Genomic DNA, 21,217 nt, shown 5'->3' with positions numbered 1-21,217 from the left:
GTGAATTATACGGATTTTCACGCATTGAAGTGAAATAATACTAAAAGAAAGATAATCGTTATCCGAGGAAGGATTTTAAAGAAAGGGAAGGGATCATTAAGAATCTAAGGGGACAAAAAGCCCCTCATCCACATCGATTATTGGCTTAGTGGATGAGGGGCTTTTTTTGGACCGTCCAGAACTATTGCAGAATATTAATTAACTTTGTGTTTATCATGATTTTTATCCTCTACGCTGACGAAAATGGGGTTCGAATAGAACCAAAGGTCATTATAGTTACGTTTGTTTATTTCTGAAAAACGCGTTTCGTTATCCTCGATTTCAGTCTTTGTATCAATCAGCGGTTCACCGTCAATCGTTTCTCCAGTGACATTTACCCCTAGATTCGTCCCTCGCAAACGGAAATATTGATCCTTATTCGCTTTGACTTTGTAAGTGATGGCATGAAAACCGTCGCCATCGGTTTTCCAGTCTTTACTTGTAAAGCGTTTAACCACTTTTGTCGTATCATTGGTAGCTTTATTATAAGCAGGTGTTCCAGGCACTGCTTTTCCGGTTACTTCCCCGGAAATTAAATCCACGTGATCCACCTTAACGGGGTCCCCGTTGTTGTTCTTTTTGGGGCTCTTAAATCGGATGGTAATCTTGACCACCTGTCCTTCCTTCACTTTAAGTTCCCCGCCCATATCTGCCTTGTTGTTTCCGTTTTTAGCTTGGAAATCAAGAGCATCGATCAAGTCACCAAAAACGGAGAAGGATTTTCCGGATCGCATTCCATTAAGGACGGATTGCATTGATGAACCATTTACCCATGTATAATTCTTCGAATATTCTCCTGGCCAGTAACCGCTGGAGTATAGCCGGTTTTCACTGATTTCAAAATGGGAGTCCGAATTTGAAAAGGTCCAGAACTTACGACCTTCCCCAAGAAGCGCATCCCATGCACCTCCTACCTTAGCAAGCATGTAATCGGAACCGCCATAGGTCCGATTTTCGGGTGTTGTCAGATTTAAACCGCCTCTATCTGGCTCCATCTGGTTACCTGGCATCCCTTCAAATCCGAACATGACATTCGGGGCGATATTGTTGAAGTCACGAAAATCAGATATGTTGTACACCCTTTTTCTTGATGGATGGTTCAATATGGCATAACTTGTATTCTTATAATTTTTCTCAAGCCATGCCAATGCCGTTCGAGCATCCCCGGGTGTCTTATTGGCTCTTTGATCCTGTGCTTTCCAGACGGCTACATCCACAGGATCAAACATCTTTTCATCCTGGTTGGTGAACAGATATTCAAATTGATTGCCAGCTTTCAGACTTTTAGGTGATCCCGGCTGATCTCCCAAAATGCCTATGCCGACATGCTCGTATGTGGGCATGTCCCATTCAAAGCCTGAAAAGATGACTTTATTTTTAAATTTTCCCTCTTTTTGAAGTTGTTCCATTTTCGGGGCTTGATATTGAATGATTCCCTGAGATAGCGGTATCGGCCCACCCGGAATCAAATTTCCCTCATCATCCCTTGAAGACATCCTCAAGTGGTCGGAAATTCCCATCCAATCCATGCCGTACTTTTCAAATGCGTTATTTAGCAAGCTTTCAAGGCTCTGTGATCCCTCGGCATCATCTGACTGTGTGGTATGGGCATGATATTCGCCCTTTATCCATCTGCCTCCAGATTGATTGTCTTCTGAATCTTTTGCAGCAACCGCGGGAAGACCTTGAAAAAGGATGGCTATGCTTAGAACCGATACTGTGAATGCCCTGAACTTATTAATCATCTTTCCGACATCTCCTAATATTGAAATAATATTGAACAAGCTAATTTTATTGTAAAAATATTAAGAGCTCGTTTGGGGGGAGTATGGTTTTTGTAAATGGAACGATCGGTTCGGATTCCATTCTGTATTTTGGGAGGTTGAAAGTGATAGAAGGTTAGGGGCTGGAAACAAAAAAGGCTGTAGAGAAAATATTCCTTCTCTACAACCTGCAACGACTATTTTGCCGTAAATATTATTTAGCTTCGAGTAAATTGATATGATCTACAGTTTGATCTTCACCGACAATGAATTGTAGTTCATAATTTCCTGTCTTGTAAATATAGTTGATTTCATTCGTACTGGAGATATGGCGTATTTCGTCAGCGCTGCCGAGTTGTTTCCCTAAAACTTTAGGTGTGATGCTTCCTAGCCGTTCTACATTTGTCCCAAAATATCGGATTTGTGAGATGGTCTTGTCATCGTTATAGGCAAATGCAAATCCTGGGTGTCCCATCTCTGCATGGTAATAGTCAAATGTTTCATCGGTGTTACCTGGTTCTGGGGGGGAACCAAATGTCTCATATACTTCTTTTTTGGTGTTTTCACTAATTGTCAAACCCTTGGCAGTATAAGGCATCTCTCCTGAAAAAGCTTTGTTGTAGATTTCATGTAAGGTTGTAAGAGCGTGTTCCTTAGGTATGCCAGAAGTGGAATCCATAGTGGAAGCAGCCTCAATCGGTTCTGTTGAAAATGAAGCACCCGCCCCTAAAAGAGTACTGGTTAGAATAACAGCGCTAACCATTCTGACCGCTGGTTTTTTAGATTACATTTCTTATCCCTCCTATATCATTTATTTTCCACAATTTCCTAATCATGAAACATTCTCTTGGTGATCATTTTTCCGTTCACATAGTTACAGTTGATTGTTTGTTTTTGGTACAAAGAGTGTACAGGATTGCATTGCGCGAATTCCTTTTTATCCTTTAATTGTAATAAAAATTATATATTGACAAATTTATCTAGTTTAAGTAAGCTAACAAAATAAATCTCATAAAACCTGTCAGAATAATATGTTTTAAATTCGTTAGCCGATTTCGCTATATATACATAGTGGCAGGGATTGTGAAAAATAAAATAATGGGGGTTGGGGAATGAAAAAGGGGATCAGCAGTCTAATTCTCTTGATTGTGTTGTTATTGTTTTTATCAGCATGTGCATTAAACAGTTCAGGGGATGATGAAACAAAAGAAAGCGTGCCAAAAACAAACAATGTCACTGTGAAAAAGGCAGAAGTAAAAAGTTATAAAGCAACCGACTTATCTGCTTTGCCTGATAAAACCAAAGCAAGAAAAGATACATTCGTTGCTGGCATCTCAGCTCCAGGAGGGGTGTTCCTTCCTTATTTTTATGAAAACGGCTGGGATGGCAACGCAACGACGCCAATCTTCTCACCGCTTGTGGATCTTGATAAAGATGGAAAACCGGTTCCGGTTCTTGCAGAGAGTTGGGATACTTCTAAAGATCAAATGACCTATACTTTCAAGTTGAGGAAAAATGCTAAATTCAGCGATGGTTCTCCTGTGACGGCAGATGATGTTGCGTTTACACTTACACTTCTTCATGATCCTTCTTACAATGGGTACCAAGACATTTCCCTTGCTGCTATTAAAGGCGGTAAAGAGTATAAAGAAGGTAAAGCCGAATCGATAGAGGGCATCAAAGTATTGGATGAACAAAGGATAGAAATTGCGACTGAAAAAGTAAATGCGAAGGCATTATTAATTCTTGGAGGGCAGGTGCTTTCTAAGGCATATTACGGAAAAGAGTACGAATACGGTAAGTTGGATTATTTAAAAGAGTTGTATTCGAAACCACTTGGTGCGGGACCATATGTATTCTCTAAATATGTACCTGGACAGGAAATACGCTACACGGCCAACGATAATTATTACAAAGGGAAACCTAAAACGGAAAACTTGATTTACAAAATCATCGATAAAGCCACTTCTCTTCAGCAGTTTGAAACTGGTGAGCTTGATTATGCAGGTTTTCCGGCTGATGATGATACGGTAGGGCAATTGGAGAGCTTGAAATTTGCCAATGTGCAAGTGGCTCCGGTGAACGATTATGGCTTGATTTATGTAAATAATACTCGACCGCAATTTAAGGATAAAGCAGTACGCCAAGCACTGCTTTATGGAATGGACCGCCAGAAAATTGTAGATGTACGATTTAAAGGCTTTGGACAGGTAGCAGATGTTCCGGTTTCCCCTGTTTCATGGGCTTATAACAATGAAGGTGTCACACAGTATGCATTTGATGCCGGGAAAGCAAAAGAACTCCTGGATAAAGCAGGCTGGAAGATCGGGAAAAGCGGTATCCGTGAAAAAGACGGCGTACAATTGAAAATCCGCTATCTAACTGCAGATGCAGAGGATGCCGTGATTCCGATCGCGAAAGAAAATTACTCAGATATCGGTATTAAATTCGAGCCGGAAGTAACGGACTTTAATGCTCTTGTATCGAAGCTAACGGCAAAAGATTATGATTTTGCAGCGGTCTCCACATCACAAATCCTTGACCCGAGCGATACAGTGGAAGACCTTGCAACCAATAACCCTAATAACTATGTGGGTTATTCAAATCCTAAGGTCGATCAACTGATTCAAGAAGGTTTAGGTACTCTTGATATCGATAAACGTAAAGAACTGTATCATGAACTATATAAAGAGTTTACACAGGACCCTCCATATATCCTTATTCATTACCGCCAGAGTGCAAGAGCAATCAGCGGGCAAATCGAAGGATTGGTTCCTGACAACTATACGGGTATAGGATCGAGCTTACCGAATATTTCAATTAAAAAGTAAGATGTAAAATGCCTGGCGCATAGCTAGGCATTTTATCTGCAAAAGGGGGATTACCAGGTGAAACAATATGTTCTGCAGAGATTTATACAAATGATCGTTATTTTGTTTGGAACGTCTTTTATCATTTTCTTTTTATTTGCCATGCTTCCTGGTGATTATATTGATTCAAACTTAAGCCTCACACCCGAAAGGGCACAGGAACTGAAGGCTTTGTACGGACTGGACCAGCCTATGCTGCAGCGTTATTTCACGTGGCTCGGGAATGTGTTTCAAGGGAATCTCGGTTTCTCATTAAAACATCAGGAAAGTGTAACTTCGTTGCTAAACAAATATGTTTGGAACTCTTTTATAGTGGCGCTGCTCGCGTTGTTCCTGACGTGGACCATCGCTCTCCTGACCGGCGTTCTCTCGGCCATTAAGCAATATTCATTGTTGGATGGACTTGTTACGTTTTTCGTGTTTGCCGCCATGTCCTTCCCTTCATTTTTCATCAGTCTGCTATTCATAAAATGGTTCGGTGTGGATCTGAAAGTCCTGCCGGTCGGCGGCATGATAGATACGGGAAGCAACAGCACTGGCTTTGCCTATATTCTGGAGGTAGGTAAGCACATGATTTTGCCGGTAACCATATTAACGCTGCTTGGCATCGGGTCACTTACCCGTTATTTCCGGACCGGAATGCTTGAGGTGATCAGGCAGGATTATATCCGGACGGCTAGGGCAAAGGGGTTAAAGGAGAGAGTGGTCATATTTAAACATGCTCTTAAAAATGCCATCCTTCCAGTTATTACGCTCCTTGCCTTTGAATTGCCGGGTCTTTTTTCCGGTGCGATCATCATGGAACAGATCTTCAATTGGCCAGGAGTGGGAAGAATCCAATTGGAATCGGTCAGTTTCCGTGATTACCCTGTCCTGATGGCATTCACACTGTTTCTTTCCTGCCTTACCATCATCGGCAACTTTCTTGCCGACGTGACTTACGCAGCTGTCGATCCTAGAATCAGGCTGAAATAGGAGGGGTGAAAATGGAGACTGCTAAACCGTTAATCCAAAAGGGGAAGAAGCCAGCGAAGGTTAAATCCCCTTCATTATGGAAACAGACCTATCGCCGTCTAAATAAGAACAAATTGGCGATGGTCAGCTTATTTTTCCTCATATTCATGTTTTTGCTCAGTTTTGTCGGGCCGCATTTTTCGCCGTATATTCTTGATAGGACAGACATCGCATATTCCAATCAGCCACCAAGTGCCTCACATTGGCTTGGTACTGACAATTACGGTAGGGACGTACTGACAAGGCTGATGATGGCAGGACAGATATCATTAACGATAGGTCTTGCTTCCATGTTCCTATCCATTGCTATCGGAGCGTTTCTTGGTGCGATATCTGGCTTTTATCGAGGAGTCGTGGATTTGGTCATCATGCGTCTCGCGGATATATTAATGTCCATTCCGGGATTGCCGCTTCTATTAATAATGGGGGCCATCCTATCAGAGTGGAAGGTTCCATCCGAATACAGGCTTTACATCATCATGATCATGCTAAGTGTTGTCGGCTGGCCAGCTCTTGCAAGACTTGTGCGAGGGCAGATTTTATCCTTAAGGGAACAACCCTTCATGCAAGCAACGGAAGTTCTTGGATTAAGCGACAGACGGAAGATTTTCCATCATCTGATTCCGAATACCCTACCATTGTTGCTTGTTGTGGCAACCTTAAATGTTGCTGGTTCGATTCTCAGTGAATCGGCGTTGAGCTTTCTTGGATTGGGAGTTGTTCCACCTACCCCTTCTTGGGGAAATATGATGGATGCCGCCAATAATTATATGGACTTCCGTATGCGTCCATGGTTATGGATTCCGCCAGGATTAACGATCTTTTTAACAGTGGTGTCCATTAATCTGCTAGGAGATGGGTTGAGGGATGCGCTGGATCCGAAAATGAAAAGGTAGGTGTTGGTTTTGAGTGAAGCTCTATTGGAAGTGAAAAACCTTGAAACGAATTTTTATACAGAAGAAGGCGTTGTAAAGGCAGTGAACAACGTCAGCTTTTCAATTGGCGAGCAGGAAACCGTTTGTATCGTTGGGGAATCCGGCTGCGGAAAAAGCATAACTTCGCTTTCAATCATGCAGTTGGTTCCTGAGTCCGGCAAAATTGAAAAAGGCGAAGTGAATTTTGCCGGACGTAATCTGCTGCAAATGAACAAAAAAGAAATAAACCGCTTTCGCGGAAATGATATCGGAATGATCTTTCAAGAGCCGATGACATCGCTAAACCCAGTTTATACGATTGGACAGCAGATGATCGAACCACTGCAGGAACATTTGCTCCTAAGCAGGAAAGATGCTTATAAGAAGGCACGGGAACTCATAACATTGCTTGGAATACCAAACTCCGAGAAAATAATCGGCATGTACCCTCACGAACTGAGCGGGGGGATGCTTCAACGGATAATGATCGGCATTGCCATCAGCTGCAATCCAAGGCTCATCATAGCTGATGAACCGACGACTGCTCTTGATGTAACCATCCAGGCCCAAATTTTAGATATATTGCGGGATATAAAAAAGGAATTCAATACATCCATATTGCTAATTACTCATGATCTTGGAGTTGTAGCGGAAATGGCAGACTATGTCATTGTAATGTATGCTGGGAAAATCGTGGAGCGGGGACCAGTCATGGAGATGTATACAAATCCTCAGCATCCCTATACAAAGGGACTATTGAAAGCAAAGCCACTCATTGGGGAAAGGAAGGAATCACTATTTACGATTGCGGGGCAAGTCCCGAACCTGGCTGAACTGTCGGAATCCTGCTATTTTGCCGACCGCTGCGAGCATCGTAAGGATATTTGCTTGAAAAAGCACCCTGAACTGAAAGAAACCTCCGACAATCATAGTGTAAGCTGCCATTTATTTGAGGGGGAGGCCGTTACATGAGTCAAGCATTATTGGAAGTGAAAAACTTAAAAAAATATTACTCAAGCTCAAAAGGAATTTTCGGTAAAAAGAATGAATCGGTAAAAGCCGTCGACGGTGTCACATTTACCATTGAAAAAGGAGATGTGTTTGGTTTAGTCGGTGAATCCGGTAGCGGGAAATCAACCATTGGAAAGACAATTTTAAGACTTCATGACAAAACGGAAGGTGAAGTGCATTTTAAAGGGGAAGATGTGTTCAGCTTGAATAAAAAAGACCTGCGCCGCCTCAGGGTTCAAACGCAGCTTGTTTTTCAGGACCCTTTCAGTTCCTTGAATCCCCGTATACGAGTTGGGGACGCAATCGGGGAAGCCATGGTCGAACACGGTCTAGCCACAAATAAGGACGTCAGGGAAAAGGTGCTTCAGGTCATGGAAACTTGCGGCCTTTCTCCGTATCATGTGGACCGCTATCCGCACGAGTTTTCGGGTGGGCAACGGCAGAGGATTGTCATTGCCAGGGCGATGGCCCTCAATCCCGAATTTCTTGTCATGGATGAACCTGTTGCGGCCCTCGACGTATCCATCCAGGCTCAAATCATTAATCTATTTAGTGAGCTGCGTAAGAAAAACGGGCTTTCCTATTTGTTCATTTCCCATGATTTGAGTGTGGTGGAGCATTTGTGCACAAAAATAGCCATCATGTATCTAGGGAATATTGTTGAGTTGGCAACCAAAGAGGAACTTTTTGATAACCCGCTGCATCCCTATACGAAAGCGCTCCTGTCTGCCGTTCCCATCCCTGATCCGCGTATAAAGCGTGAACGGATCATTTTAAAAGGAGACATCCCGAGTCCGGTGAACCCGCCATCGGGATGTAAGTTTCGGACTCGCTGTCCGATGGCAACAGTGCTTTGCGCCGAAAGGGTACCGGAGTACCGGGATATCGGAAATGGTCATTTCACAGCCTGTCATTATGTTTGAAATCTGTTGAACTGCGAGACTATTATACATGTATATAAGAATAACAATGATTATAGATTTGGATAGCATACATCATGATTTTTCACAAAAGGAAAAGGGTGCTTCACCATGTGAAACACCCTTTGAAGATGATGCTGTTAATCCCAAACGCTAATTCTAGGAACTCCAGCAGTTCTTAAATAGTCCAATAATTGACCAGTATGTACAGACTCATGATAAGCGATTCTTAGCAACATGTCTCCTAAATCCCTGATATAGCCTATATTAGAGCGATCAATTTTAATATTGGATAAGTCGTCTTCGCTAAAGGATACTATTGTTTCCAAAAAATCACGCCTGTAAGGTTCGGCAAAGTTTAATTCCGCTTCTACAGAGATAAGTGGCTGTTTTTCAAATGGTGATTCATAAACTGGTAAGCTACATGTCTAACCATTTCTAAACAGTTCATTGCCATGTCGTCTGGTTTCCAATGGAGTGTGTCTTTAGGTATTGAAGTCCATAGTTTAATGTTTCTTCTTCTAACCTCTTCCATATTTAAGATGATTAGTTCTATCGATTTCATAATTATCTCCCCTTTAAGCAGTTATACAATCACTATACACGAATGGGTGCTGAAGATATGGGTCGATTTTGAAAATATAGAAAAAATTTAACATTATGGTTGAGGTATTAAATCATTGCGTATTCCTTCTAATATGGACAGCACCGTTCCTGTTTTATTCAATTAAGATAATCGTATATATGGTTGACCAGTTTTTTCTGGTCGACCTTTTTAATGGGGAACTCAAATATCAAGACAAGGTAGGACATACGGGCGGATGGTTTCGTTCAATTGAATTGTACGTGACTATATGTAGAAAAGGGCAGTTCAATGAAGCATCCTAGTGAGGGTCAGATCATGATTGGGTATTAAATGGTCAAAGAGATTACAGGGAAAATGCCTATGAATCCATGTAGAATTTACAGGCGATTTCTTTCTGTAGTTTTTCATTGCAGGGAGTAACACAAGATTCATATATTCGGGGTAATCCTCAATTCATTATTAGTACCAGACAGAGAATTCCAGTTAATGAATGGTAAAACAGAATGTATTTTAATCGATCTTTCTTCTTATTTACGCTATAAGGGGCAGGAGGCCTTTTTAAATCAGGGATTGTATTAGAATGTCATCATGATAAATTAAAATCGGTTTAAATCCAAGGCCTTTAAACTTTTGCAATGCTTCAGGGTTATTTTTGTTCACAAAACCGGACAAAACAAGAATTCCTTTTTTTCTCACATATGCTACTAATTCTGGTAAAAGGGATTGCAGAATTCCCTTTCCTCTATATTTCTTGTCAAGGACTACATAATTAATATGAGCAACTTTATATAAATAAAGATTATAACAAAGAAACCCCACTACTTTACCTTTATCATTACAAATCACAAGTACCTTGTGTGACTTTTGCAAAATTTCATTCACTTTATCGGACGAAACCCGAAAATTTTTTACCGTAATATCCATTAATTTCTTTATATCTTTTTTAGGTTTCCAGTCTCGAAAAAAATACATCATAACTTCTCCTTATCTCTATTAGATATAACAGTTATTCACTAGAAATATATAGCTGGTACATGTAAATACATAACCAAAAGTCAGAAAACAGTATTTTAACAGGGAATCCCTTTAGAATAGTCCAAAGGGATTCCCTGTTAATTTCAAAAAAGCATCCTTCTAATTCCTTTCAAATTCCTTGATAGAAGTAGGTTCCTTGATTGAAGTGGGTTCCTTGATTGAAGTACCTCTATTATTGTTTAAAAAATTTTCTAAGATTCTTCTCAAGGCAGTCCTACGGCTTCTATTGCCAGTTCCGGAATTGCCAGTTCTTCTTAGTTTTTTGTTTGACACTGAAATCATCCCTTTGTTTTATAATTTTCCACATTACTAATTTATGTGTAATTTTCCCTTTTGCTTGGACAAGTTCATCAATTATTGCTTAGCGGTATGTTATGTATTCGTGCTACCATTCAATGTAATAATATGGTATAATCTTTGTGAATTAATTCACAAAAAAAGATATCACTGGTTATTATTCGTACTATTAACTCATAAGAGAAAGTGGGTTGGGTATATGCTGAAGAAAGTGGTTTTAGCGGGCGGGACTGGTTTTGTCGGTCAATACTTTGAAAGGCATTTCAGGAATTTAGGGTATGAGGTAAGGATCATCTCCAGGCAAACCCCTCATATTGGCTGGGAAGATAAAGTAGGAATAAGGGAAACGATCGATAATTCGGATATGTTAATCAACTTAGCAGGAAAAACGGTCAATTGCCGCTATAATGTCAAGAATAAGCAAGAAATATTGGATTCACGAACTGATACGACTGAAGTGCTCGGACAGGCGATCGAACAATGTGAAAACCCACCTTCATTATGGATAAACTCAAGTACGGCAACGATATACAGGCATGCCGAAGATAAACCAATGACGGAAGAGGATGGTGTGATCGGTTCAGGCTTTTCCGTTGATGTAGCTAAAGCATGGGAGCGCTCATTTTTCGATTTCCAATTACCCAAGACGAGACAAATTGCTTTACGGATCGCCATTGTATTGGGAGATGGGGGAGTGATGACCCCTTATAGGAATTTGGTTAAATTCGGCCTGGGAGGCCATCAAGGATCAGGAAATCAGAAATTCAGTTGGATACATATAGAAGATTTATTTAATATTGTCCTTTTTTTGAGAAAGAATGAGGAATTGAGCGGGGTATTCAATTGTTCTTCACCGCATCCAGTTACAAATCGCGAATTAATGGCCCATTTGAGAAAAATCATGAATAAAAAGATAGGAATGCCATGCCCAACACCCATGCTTGAAATGGGGGCTTTCTTTATGGGGACCGAAACGGAATTGATATTAAAAAGCCGCTGGGTCATACCTGAGAGGTTGGAAAAGGAAGGGTATGCATTTAAATTCCATCATCTTGATGAAGCACTTGAACAGATACTGATGAGCACTAATTAAGGGTATAAAATACCGGAGATTGATTGCTATAATGATAGATAAAAGATCAATAATGGAGGGGAATCATAAATGAATATGACTCCATCTGAAAAAGTCGGAAGATTCACAACAGGGATATTTTCAGAATTGGCGACCCGCAAGCAGGAAGCAATGAAAAGAGGGATGGATGTTATCGATTTGAGTGTAGGAAGTCCGGATTTACCACCGCCTGATTTTGTAGTGGAAACGCTTGTGAAATATGCAAAGGATCCAAATTCCTACGGGTATACGTTAAAAGGTACGCCTGAGTTCCATGAAGCAGTCCGTTATTTTTATCGGCAGCGGTATGGAGTGGAGCTGGATGCAGAAAAAGAAGTCCTTCAACTGATGGGATCCCAGGATGGACTTGCACACTTGGCAACGGCGATGATAAACCCGGGAGATTATGTGCTGGTGCCAGATCCGGGATATCCAATTTATGAAGCGAGTGTAGAGCTTGCCGGCGGAATCATTCATCCGATGCCGCTTACTGCCGAGAACGGATTCCTCCCCCAGCTCAACGGAATTCCGGATGAAATAGTGCAAAAAACGAAAATGATGATCATCAGTTATCCAGGAAATCCTGTCACCTCCCTTGCTGATGAAGTTTTCTTTTCAGAAGTCATATCGTTTGCGGAAAAGAATGAGATCCTGGTGGTTCACGATTTTGCTTATTCTGAGTTGATTTTTGATAATCATCCACAAATTAGTTTTATGTCCATTCCGGGTGCCAAGGAAGTGGGAATTGAATTTAATTCACTTTCCAAAACATTTAATATGGCCGGATGCCGCATTGGGTATGCGGTCGGCAATCGCGATGCGCTGAACATTCTGGGAACTTTGAAATCACACATCGATTATGGGGTCTTTTATCCCATCCAAAAAGCTGCCGAAATGGCGCTTACTTCCAACCTTTCGCTGCTATCCGATCAGGTTAAGGAATACGAGTCCCGTCGAGATGCCTTGATATCAGGCCTTGCCGATGGGGGATGGCATGTCCCGAAAACCTCAGCCACGATGTTTATTTGGGCCCAAATTCCAGCTGGTTGGAAATCACGCGATTTTTCCTATGCATTGATCGAAAAAGCAGGGGTTACGGTCGTCCCCGGAGATGCTTTCGGGAAGCAGGGTGAAGGGTATGTCCGGATGGCTTTGGTCCAACCGGTTGAGAGATTGACGGAAGCTGCTGAACGGATTCGATGGTTTTTGAAGGGGAATTGAGTGTGGCAATTCTAGCATTTGAAAGGAAAAGTGAAGGTTCGAGTATCAAATAACTATCGTGCCTATCGTTTTATTTACATTCATTCAATATGTTCAGGATAAAAGAACGCTCGATCACGGATCGAACGTTCTTTCTTTTTGCTTTCTCCCGCTTAAATATTTTTTCGTGACTTTATTTAAAATGAAATTAGCTGATGCAGCAGAGATTGCAGCAAGTATCATTAAAGGCATTTGCGAACGTTGAACAAAAATGACTTCATGGGATAATGTACCGCCGATCAATGAACCGACCGCACATATGGATATCGTCTCAAAACGGAAGTACACGGACTTTTTGATTAAGTGGATGGAAAGGGGAGAAAAGACGGTATTCATTTCCACTCATCAAATGGAGGATATCCGCAGGCTTGCCGATTACCTCATATTTATAAACCGGGGGCAAATGATAGGTGAATTCGAAAAGGATAAATTGGCTCAGCAGTATAAACGGTTTTGGATGGCAGAGGATTTGCCGCCAGTATCCATTCCGGGGGAGATTGAGAGAAAAGGTTTGCGGACTGTGACTTCCAATTCGCCTATAGAGGCAGAAGCTTATTTTCTGAAGGAAGGAATCAACTGGCACGCTGAGGAGTATTTAGACCTTGAGGAGGTTGTTACTTACTTGTTAAAGTAAGGCGCTCTCTAGCTTTTTCTAAAACTACTTTTATGTTTAAGAGAAGGTCCATCCTCGGATGGGCTTTTTTATGTTTATGGGAAACTAGCGAGATAGATTATTAATGGAATATCCGAACGTAAAAAGGACAAGCCGCATAATATATAGCAAGTCCGTAACTATCTTCAATGAAGCGGATTTAATATGATAGAGAGGGGGAAAGGCAATGATCAACTGGAGAGTGCGTTTTAAGAATCCGACGTTTATATTCACGGTACTCCTTCCTGGGCTTTTAATATTGACGCAGATGGTTGCCGCGTTCATAAACAATTTCATTACCCCTATAGGCTTTACCATTACTGATGATGCATTGAACGGGGCTTTGGGCATCATTAACTTCATAGCGCTTACATTCTTTGGGGTCGGCGGTGTGGTCGATCATACCACTAAAGGTCTAAGTGACAGTGAGAATGCACGACAATACAAGGATCCTAAGTAATGGACACTATTCTTTCATATAGAAGAGTAGAATATACCAGATAACACCGTACTAGCTACCCAACGGCGTTATCTGGTTATTTGTTTTTTTTGGCAAAGATTATGATGAACGAATTAAAAATGATTTTTGGTCTGAAAACCGAAAGGCAACATACATTTAAAATTGTGGTTCATTTTCAGTTTGGGGAGGAAAAAGGATGAGTTATAGTTTACCAGTTTCAAAATGGCTTGCAGCCATAGTTTTAATCGGAGTATTGATGGCGGCATTCATATTCAGTCCGGCTAATGCTTCTGCCTCTATCAATTATGGTGATGAAGTTGCCGCTTTGGCAAAGAAGCAGGTGGGGAGCAAATATAAATATGGGGGGACGACACCAAAAGGATTTGATGCTAGCGGTCTTACCCAGTATGTATATAAAAATGCCGCGACAGAAATGAAGATTCCAAGAACGAGTGCCGAACAGTATAAAATCGGAAAGGCTTTGCAACAAAAAGACTTAAAAGCGGGTGATTTGGTCTTCTATGCCACAGGTAAGAAAGGGCAGGTCTCTTTTGTAGGAATCTATTATGGAAATGGTACATTTGTCGGGACCACAACCAAAGGGGTCAAGGTGGTCAAAATGAGTGATAAGTATTGGAAAGAAAAATATATAGGGGCAAAACGAGTCATTAAGTAACAAGCTGATGTCCATATGAAAAAAGTCGAGCAAAAAAAGGGCATCGAAAATCCGATGCTCTTTTTGCTAGTCATATCCGGGGTCATTCATTCAATGATGATATCCGTTAAAACAACATTGCCATTACGGACCTTTACCACGGCCACTGAAGGATTGGCCAATGCGTCCTTCTCTATTTCCTTTGCCTTTTCTTCGGATGCGAAATAATTGTCCAGACCGTATCTGATCTGAAGGGTTTCCGGATTTTGCAGCTCATATGGGATTTCCAATTCCCCTTTTAGGTAAACGCCTTTGGTGGGTTTTTCTTTCGTTACGTAATCAACATCGTATAGTCCATCAGAGTTTTGTTTTAAACGTACATATACCTTTTTATAATCACCCATATTCCTTGTGTTGAACTCGGTTTTAATCGAGTCATCGACTTGGGATGGCTTAACGGATTCAATTTCGTATTTCAAAGCCACATAGCTTCCCCTAAACAAGTCAGTCGGATCAACCGGGGCTGTTTTGATCTTGATTACATCTCCAGTCATTGTTGTCCAGACCGGAGGAATCGCCAAGACTAACAGAATCAAGACTGGAATGGAAAATATGAAGAGTGGACGGAATGATGGATTATTCATTGAGTTCCCCTCCTTTTTTTCGTTGATTTTCAAAGAAGAAGCCAAATCCGATAAGCATGATTCCTCCAATGATGAATGTAAGCGATTTTGGCAGGAAGTCAAAGGAGTAGATGTAATATCTGAAAATCAGTGCACATATTATCACGATGCTGGTCAAACTGCCTTTTAGAATGAGATAAAGCAGAAAAACGAAATAAGCTAAAGGGAACCAGATAGAAAAATCAAAGGTAAGGAAGAGTGCCGTAATACCGTGTAAGATATGCCCTTGTATGTGGGTGATGTTTTGTAATTTGGCTCTTACCGGAATATAGGCAAGCACGATTCCCAGTACAAACAGAATGGAAAGCACAATCGTATTCGAATTTTCAACATCAAGCTTCGGCACGAATTCCATAAGAAATAAGGCAATTGTATTTATGGCTAAAGCGTTAGTGAAAAAGGTCAGATATTTAGGGTAATCGAATTTCTTTAACAAAATGTATAAAGCCGGTAGAAATATAAGAATGGCAAGCGGATAAGACGTTTCATCAACGAATATACTTCCGTTAATATAAATGAAAAGCAGGAAAGATGTAAAAAGGAGGATGAAGACATCCTTTAAATAGTATCCAATGAATACCGTTCCGATCGCCCATAATAAAAAGGAACTGTTGAAATTTATGGTAATATTAAACATCTGCTCGATTAGAAAAATTCCTGCACCAAAAATCAGAATACCTGCATAATGCAGACTTCGTGACGTTTTGGGAAAGCGTACCTGCACCTTCACCCCAGCAAAGTTCACTCCGATGAGGCATGCTATGATAAGTAGGAATTTAACCGCTTTACTTAAATAGATCCAGTTACTGGCTACGAAGGTCAATACGCCTAAACCTAAAAGAAGTGCCCCAATGGATAATAGAATAGTGATGAAGCTCAAATTACCTTTTACATCATAGGAACCTAACATCCTCACTTTCTCTTGCTGGGAGATGACTCCTTCCTTTTCAAGGTAATTAAATTCATGTTCAAGAAACTCGAATTGCTTTTTCGTTATTTCTTTGTTGGCCAAAGTAACTCCCCCTTCCATATTTTACTATTATACATCGTATTCTCTTGTAGCTTTGAATATAATGTTAATTTTCTTCTACCCTAATTGGAATGCATGTAAGACCAAAAAAATATTTTCAGTACCTTGCAATAAACAATACCATGTGGTAAATTATTTACATATGATGTATTGTTCGGTGTTCAGTACTGTTTATTGAACTATACTAAAAGACTCTTGGAAGGAGTGATGGGGATATGAATGTACAATTTAAAAAGGGTGTCCTGGAACTGTGTGTCCTGGTCTTATTGGATAAGCAGGATCGTTATGGTTATGAACTTGTACAGAAGATTTCGGATCAAATTGAAATATCGGAAGGGTCGGTATATCCACTTTTGCGACGATTGACGAAGGAAGAGTATTTTACGACTTATTTGCAAGAATCAACAGAAGGTCCTCCGCGCAAGTATTATAAGTTAACCGACAAAGGCCGGAGATACCTTCAAGAGCTGCTGATGGAATGGAATGAATTTTCCAATGGGGTCAACCAATTAATCAAGGAAGGTGTGAACCAATGAATAAAGAACAGTTTTTAAAACAATTGAATGCCTCTTTAACCAGACTTTCCTTAGAGGAACGGGAAGATATCCTCCAAGATTACGAAGAGTATTTCGCAATTGGAATGGAAAAAGGGAAGTCAGAGCAGGAAATCTCCACATCCCTTGGGAATCCTAAACAGATTTCCAAGGAGCTGATGGCAACCTATCATCTTGGCCAGGTCGAACAAACGACTTCTGCCGGTAATGTAATGCGGGCAGTTTGGGCAGTCATTGGTTTGGGATTCTTTAATTTAGTGATCGTTTTGGGACCTTTTATAGCATTGCTCGGAGTTGTCATTGCAGGATGGACATCGGCGATAGCGTTCATTCTTGCTCCGTTTGGCGCTCTTTTCAACCTTGCGATAGGTAACTTTCAATTATTCGACCTGTTCTTCGCATTGGGACTAAGCGGGATTGGCATTTTCATTGCCATGGGAATGTTTGTTGCTACGAGTGCTTTAACCAAAGGGTTCATTCGCTATTTAAAATTTAACGCTTCCCTTGTGAAAGGCGGTTTGAAAAATGATTAATGTTAAGAAATTATCAATCATTGCACTTGTATTGTTATTGATTGGAGTAATAGGAAGTCTGTTTACGTTTTCCCAAGTGACGGATAAGAAAGCGACTACAGAGGAAAAAACGATTTCAGAGATCGTGACGGACATTCAAATCGACACTGACAATGCAGCTGTAGAGATTATTCCAACGAAGGATAGGGAGACCCGGATTGAGTTGGTTTCAAAAGGGGTGAATGTTTCCAAGTTGGATTTCACTGCAGATGTGGAAGGAAAGAAGCTTTCGGTAAAATTAGAAGACCGAAGTACCTTTAGCTTTGGTTTTCATATACAATCCTTACATTTAAAAGTATTTGTACCTGATAAATCTTATAAATCCTTTGTCGTCGAGTCCGATAATGGTAAATTGCAAATATCAGGATTGAAAAGTGAAAATCTAAATGTGAAATCTCAAAATGGCCGGGTAGAACTGAATGATATAATTACTGAAAAAGTTGAAGTGAAATCTGCTAACGGAAAAGTAGATCTTAATAATGTAGAGGGAAAACTGGTTGGGTCATCGAATAACGGTAAAATCACATTGGTCACGAAAGACTTGGATAGGGAGATCGACCTCGAAAGTAATAATGGTAAAATCATGATTAAAACGGAGAATGAACCGACAAATACAACTTTCGATGTTCATGTCGACAATGGGAAAGTAGATATCCTTGGTAAGCATGAGGGCAATACTGTCATTGGAAAAGGCGAAAACTTAATTAAATTGGAAACGAATAATGGGAAAATCGAGGTAACGAAATAGTCGTGAAGCATGAAAAAGCCGATCCAATTGGGATCGGCTTTTTCAATTATGCGGCCATTTCATCTTCATGAACAGCCTATGGCTTATGGTGATGCTGATTTAGAAATGAACCATAAACAGAAGTCAATATTTATTGGAACAAAGTACCAAAGTGCTGGAGAGGATTAAACGAGTTTCCAATAATAATAGAAAAGATGCTAGTGTTTCTTCCGTTTTTCAGTTTATCATAGCGTGGGTAATTTGCTAGAAGCGGTCCCCTTTCTCAGGAAATAAGGAAAAACTTTTAAAGTTTTTCCTTTTAGATGTTTTGGAATTATAATATATAAAGGATAATTATGTTAAAAGTAACGAATGAACCGTGTAAGTCCGCCATCAAGTGTAAGGAAAAAAATTTGGAAAATGACTTCAAAAGTATGGGGGCTGTAGAATGAAATTCAATAAATTGTCATTAGATATATTTAAATGTACGATCTTCACTCGCAAGAAAAGGGAAAAGGACTATCTGAAGAAAGGATTCGAAGAGCAAAAAAAGGTTTTTAATATAGTGGAAAGTTCTAAGGATATCATCTACTGCTACGAATCAAATCCAAGTTCCAAGTTCAGGTATCTAAGTCCATCCATCAATACACTTTTAGGTCAAGGTGTCTTGGAAGAAGCATACAATGACCCTTCCTCGCCTTTTGAAAGGATTCATCCTGATGACTTTGAAATCCTAAATGAAAAGATATACGTTGGGATTGATTATACTAAGCCGGTCATTCAGCGCTGGCGAGATATCGAGGGGAATTATTTGTGGTTCGAGGAATATGCTACACCAATATATGAAAAAGAGCGATTGGTAGCCGTTCAAGGAATCATTCGGAATATCGATGAAAGAGTGAGATTCATACAGGATATTGAGTATCAAATGTCCCATGACCCATTAACGAATATCCATAATCGACAGTTTTTCGATAATATTTCTGCGAAATCCAATCTGGATTTTGACACTCCGGTTGCCATGATTTTGTGTGATTTAGATGAGCTGAAATTTATGAATGATACGTATGGCCATAAGAAAGGGGACGAATTGATTAAAGAAGCAGCCAATCTATTGAAACGGATTTTCTCGGACATCGCTGTTGTATCAAGAGTGGGAGGGGATGAGTTTGCCATACTGCTGATTGATAGAAGCAAGCGAGAAGTAGAATCTCTTTGTGAATTATTAAAGGAAGAAATCCTTCTGCAAAACTCCCTAAAAAAAGGCCCTCACATCAGTATGTCAATCGGGCATGCTTACCGTTCGCATTCCAAAGGGAATATGGATAGCTTATTCAAAGAAGCGGATCAAAAAATGTATCAAGATAAACGGCGAAGAAAAGAACAGAAACTCGTTCGGGCGGGTAGATGAAAGATATGGGATACACTAAGATAGGGCGATACTACCATTCCTCACTAGCAGAGTGGTTGATTCCTGGGTTGTTTAATGGAATTTTGAATTTAAGGAAATTCAATTAGATTGGCGGGATTCGTTTCAATTAAAAGGATTCGGAGTCGTTTCGCTGTATGAATGATGAATAGAAGCAATGGTATTATGTATTACAGCAAGGCGAACCTAAATTGTTAGTTTGCATACGGAAGGAAAGTGGACGGAAATGGTTATGTCAGCTTTTCATTATGAATGTTAAAGGGGGGAGTCCAGTGTCATACTGGGCTTTTATTTATATATATATATTTAGGTGCACGAAATAAATCATTCGCTTATTTTAACCAATTTTAGTAAACTGGCAATGACTATTTTAATTGGAAGGTGAAGGGATATGAGGGAAACCTTAGTGGATGAACGGGTAAGAGGGACTGATAAAATCTGGACACGTGATTTCATTATGATCTGTTTGGCAAATATGTGCATCTTCATGGGGTTTCAAATGACGATGCCGACCCTCCCGCTGTTTGTTGAGCAGCTTGGTGGTGACGACCGCCTGGTGGGGGCTGTCCTTGGAATCTTCACTTTTTCGGCCTTGCTTGTTCGGCCAATTGCCGGCAGATTATTGGAGACGAAGGGAAGACGCATCGTTTTTCTTATCGGGTTAGCCATTTTCGCATTGTCAGTGGGTTCCTTCGGTTTTATGGGGAGCATCGGCTTGTTATTCATGATGCGGATTGTACAGGGCGTCGGCTGGGGATTTTCTTCAACGGCTTCAGGAACGATTGCTTCCGATATAATCCCTGCGAAACGGCGTGGTGAGGGGATGGGGTATTACGGATTATCGGGTAACTTAGCACTGGCATTCGGGCCATCATTGGGTCTTTTTCTAGTTACGGTCCTTCCTTTTCAAGAGTTGTTTTTAATCTGCTCATTATTAGGATTGTTTGCCATCATTACAGCATCACTTATTCGGTATCAAAAAGTGGAATGTGATTCTTCGGCGGCTGTCAGAGCCAAAAGGTTTGACATATATGAAAAAAGTGCCCTTAAGCCATCTTTGCTCATTTTCTTCATCTCCGTTACATTCGGTGGAATTGCAACCTTCCTTCCCCTGTATACAACGGAAAAAGGTGTAGATGGGATTCAGTGGTACTTTTTAGTATATGCAATGGCCCTCATGGTCACGAGATTATTCGCGGGTCGATTATATGACCGAAGGGGACATCGAGCCATATTCGTGCCTTCAACAGTACTCATCATGGCTGGGATGCTGCTGCTTGCGTGGATGCCGAGTGAAGCGGTCCTTTACATTGCGGCAGTGCTTTATGGATTTGGATTCGGTTCTGTCCAGCCGGCGCTGCAGGCATGGTCGATTGAAAAGACGGCACCTAATCGGAAGGCGATGGCGAATGCAACATACTTTTCATTTTTCGATCTTGGAGTGGGCATAGGTGCCATCGTGTTCGGGCAGATAGGCTTCCTCTTCGGCTATAGGAGCATCTATATCACGGCAGCGGCCTCGATTTTCATTTCAATGATCGTTTATTTATGCATTATCAGGAGCGAGGATAAAGTAAAATCAATGGAAAGACGCTGAATGGCTTCAATGGAAGTCATTCTTTTTTTTGAGTCAGG

21 protein-coding genes and 1 pseudogene are annotated in these 21,217 nt (G+C 40.7%); 16 read left to right on the top strand and 6 right to left on the bottom strand.

Annotated elements, in window-relative coordinates; genetic code table 11:
- Positions 1 to 194: 194 nt before the first annotated feature.
- Together QUF86_RS02105 and QUF86_RS02100 are read right to left on the bottom strand one after the other, a co-directional pair.
- Positions 195 to 1,784, bottom strand: coding sequence for a PHP domain-containing protein (locus tag QUF86_RS02105; RefSeq protein ID WP_289333466.1), 1,590 nt, complete (start codon positions 1,782 to 1,784; stop codon positions 195 to 197).
- A 232-nt stretch (positions 1,785 to 2,016) separates the two neighbouring features.
- A complete protein-coding gene (locus QUF86_RS02100) occupies positions 2,017 to 2,481 on the bottom strand; it encodes a YjgB family protein (RefSeq protein ID WP_289333465.1) in 465 nt (154 codons plus the stop codon).
- A gap of 1 nt (position 2,482) precedes the next feature.
- On the opposite strand from QUF86_RS02100, the gene QUF86_RS02095 reads away from it, so the two are divergent.
- From QUF86_RS02095 to QUF86_RS02070, 6 genes are all read left to right on the top strand, one after another.
- Positions 2,483 to 2,656, top strand: a complete 174-nt coding sequence (locus QUF86_RS02095) for a hypothetical protein (RefSeq protein WP_289333464.1) — start codon at positions 2,483 to 2,485, stop codon at positions 2,654 to 2,656.
- A 258-nt stretch (positions 2,657 to 2,914) separates the two neighbouring features.
- On the top strand, positions 2,915 to 4,633 hold the full coding sequence (locus QUF86_RS02090) for an ABC transporter substrate-binding protein (RefSeq protein WP_289333463.1): 1,719 nt from the start codon (positions 2,915 to 2,917) through the stop codon (positions 4,631 to 4,633).
- A gap of 57 nt (positions 4,634 to 4,690) precedes the next feature.
- Positions 4,691 to 5,647 carry an ABC transporter permease gene (locus tag QUF86_RS02085; RefSeq protein WP_289317966.1) on the top strand — a complete coding sequence of 319 codons (957 nt, stop codon included), beginning with the start codon at positions 4,691 to 4,693 and terminating at the stop codon, positions 5,645 to 5,647.
- A gap of 11 nt (positions 5,648 to 5,658) precedes the next feature.
- Positions 5,659 to 6,582 (top strand): oligopeptide ABC transporter permease, encoded by a 924-nt coding sequence (gene opp4C, locus QUF86_RS02080; RefSeq protein WP_289333462.1) that lies wholly within the window; start codon positions 5,659 to 5,661, stop codon positions 6,580 to 6,582.
- Between the two features lie 9 nt (positions 6,583 to 6,591).
- Positions 6,592 to 7,572: an ABC transporter ATP-binding protein gene (locus tag QUF86_RS02075; protein WP_289333461.1), complete on the top strand. Its 981-nt coding sequence runs from the start codon at positions 6,592 to 6,594 to the stop codon at positions 7,570 to 7,572.
- Entirely contained in the window at positions 7,569 to 8,534 is a 966-nt protein-coding gene (locus QUF86_RS02070; RefSeq protein WP_289333460.1) for an ABC transporter ATP-binding protein, read from the top strand. Before QUF86_RS02075 ends, QUF86_RS02070 begins: the two co-directional genes overlap by 4 nt.
- A gap of 137 nt (positions 8,535 to 8,671) precedes the next feature.
- On the opposite strand, the pseudogene QUF86_RS02065 reads toward QUF86_RS02070, so the two are convergent.
- Both QUF86_RS02065 and QUF86_RS02060 read right to left on the bottom strand, forming a co-directional pair.
- Positions 8,672 to 9,096 (bottom strand): annotated as a pseudogene (locus QUF86_RS02065) (DinB family protein).
- Positions 9,097 to 9,675: 579 nt separating this feature from the next.
- Positions 9,676 to 10,089, bottom strand: coding sequence for a GNAT family N-acetyltransferase (locus QUF86_RS02060; RefSeq protein WP_289333459.1), 414 nt, complete (start codon positions 10,087 to 10,089; stop codon positions 9,676 to 9,678).
- Positions 10,090 to 10,648: 559 nt separating this feature from the next.
- Here QUF86_RS02060 and QUF86_RS02055 point away from each other — a divergent pair.
- The 5 genes from QUF86_RS02055 (at position 10,649) to QUF86_RS02035 (ending at position 14,608) form a co-directional block, all read left to right on the top strand.
- Positions 10,649 to 11,542, top strand: a complete 894-nt coding sequence (locus QUF86_RS02055; protein ID WP_289333457.1) for a TIGR01777 family oxidoreductase — start codon at positions 10,649 to 10,651, stop codon at positions 11,540 to 11,542.
- A gap of 69 nt (positions 11,543 to 11,611) precedes the next feature.
- Positions 11,612 to 12,781 (top strand): LL-diaminopimelate aminotransferase, encoded by a 1,170-nt coding sequence (locus QUF86_RS02050; RefSeq protein WP_289333456.1) that lies wholly within the window; start codon positions 11,612 to 11,614, stop codon positions 12,779 to 12,781.
- A gap of 250 nt (positions 12,782 to 13,031) precedes the next feature.
- Entirely contained in the window at positions 13,032 to 13,454 is a 423-nt protein-coding gene (locus tag QUF86_RS02045; protein WP_289333455.1) for an ATP-binding cassette domain-containing protein, read from the top strand.
- A gap of 205 nt (positions 13,455 to 13,659) precedes the next feature.
- On the top strand, positions 13,660 to 13,932 hold the full coding sequence (locus tag QUF86_RS02040; protein WP_289317956.1) for a phage holin: 273 nt from the start codon (positions 13,660 to 13,662) through the stop codon (positions 13,930 to 13,932).
- 196 nt (positions 13,933 to 14,128) lie between these two features.
- A complete protein-coding gene (locus tag QUF86_RS02035; RefSeq protein WP_289317955.1) occupies positions 14,129 to 14,608 on the top strand; it encodes a C40 family peptidase in 480 nt (159 codons plus the stop codon).
- An 86-nt stretch (positions 14,609 to 14,694) separates the two neighbouring features.
- On the opposite strand, the gene QUF86_RS02030 is transcribed toward QUF86_RS02035, so the two are convergent.
- Together QUF86_RS02030 and QUF86_RS02025 are read right to left on the bottom strand one after the other, a co-directional pair.
- Positions 14,695 to 15,231 (bottom strand): GDYXXLXY domain-containing protein, encoded by a 537-nt coding sequence (locus QUF86_RS02030; RefSeq protein WP_289317954.1) that lies wholly within the window; start codon positions 15,229 to 15,231, stop codon positions 14,695 to 14,697.
- Positions 15,224 to 16,282 carry a DUF2157 domain-containing protein gene (locus tag QUF86_RS02025; protein WP_289333454.1) on the bottom strand — a complete coding sequence of 353 codons (1,059 nt, stop codon included), beginning with the start codon at positions 16,280 to 16,282 and terminating at the stop codon, positions 15,224 to 15,226. The genes QUF86_RS02030 and QUF86_RS02025 overlap by 8 nt, the downstream gene beginning before the upstream one ends.
- Positions 16,283 to 16,515: 233 nt before the next feature.
- Here QUF86_RS02025 and QUF86_RS02020 point away from each other — a divergent pair, with 233 nt between their 5' ends.
- From QUF86_RS02020 to QUF86_RS02000, 5 genes are all read left to right on the top strand, one after another.
- Complete coding sequence (locus tag QUF86_RS02020) at positions 16,516 to 16,836, top strand: PadR family transcriptional regulator (protein ID WP_289317952.1); 321 nt, start codon at positions 16,516 to 16,518, stop codon at positions 16,834 to 16,836.
- Positions 16,833 to 17,387: a DUF1700 domain-containing protein gene (locus QUF86_RS02015; protein ID WP_289317951.1), complete on the top strand. Its 555-nt coding sequence runs from the start codon at positions 16,833 to 16,835 to the stop codon at positions 17,385 to 17,387. Before QUF86_RS02020 ends, QUF86_RS02015 begins: the two co-directional genes overlap by 4 nt.
- A complete protein-coding gene (locus QUF86_RS02010) occupies positions 17,380 to 18,174 on the top strand; it encodes a DUF4097 family beta strand repeat-containing protein (protein ID WP_289333452.1) in 795 nt (264 codons plus the stop codon). Before QUF86_RS02015 ends, QUF86_RS02010 begins: the two co-directional genes overlap by 8 nt.
- A 427-nt stretch (positions 18,175 to 18,601) precedes the next feature.
- Complete coding sequence (locus tag QUF86_RS02005; protein ID WP_289317948.1) at positions 18,602 to 19,564, top strand: sensor domain-containing diguanylate cyclase; 963 nt, start codon at positions 18,602 to 18,604, stop codon at positions 19,562 to 19,564.
- A 409-nt stretch (positions 19,565 to 19,973) separates the two neighbouring features.
- A complete protein-coding gene (locus QUF86_RS02000) occupies positions 19,974 to 21,179 on the top strand; it encodes an MFS transporter (protein ID WP_289333451.1) in 1,206 nt (401 codons plus the stop codon).
- Positions 21,180 to 21,217 lie beyond the last annotated feature (38 nt).

The sequence above is a fragment of the Peribacillus sp. NJ11 genome, assembly GCF_030348405.1.
Lineage (GTDB): Bacteria > Bacillota > Bacilli > Bacillales > DSM-1321 > Peribacillus.
The sequence above is the reverse complement of the archived record's forward strand: the minus strand, read 5'-3'. Positions and strand labels throughout refer to the sequence as shown.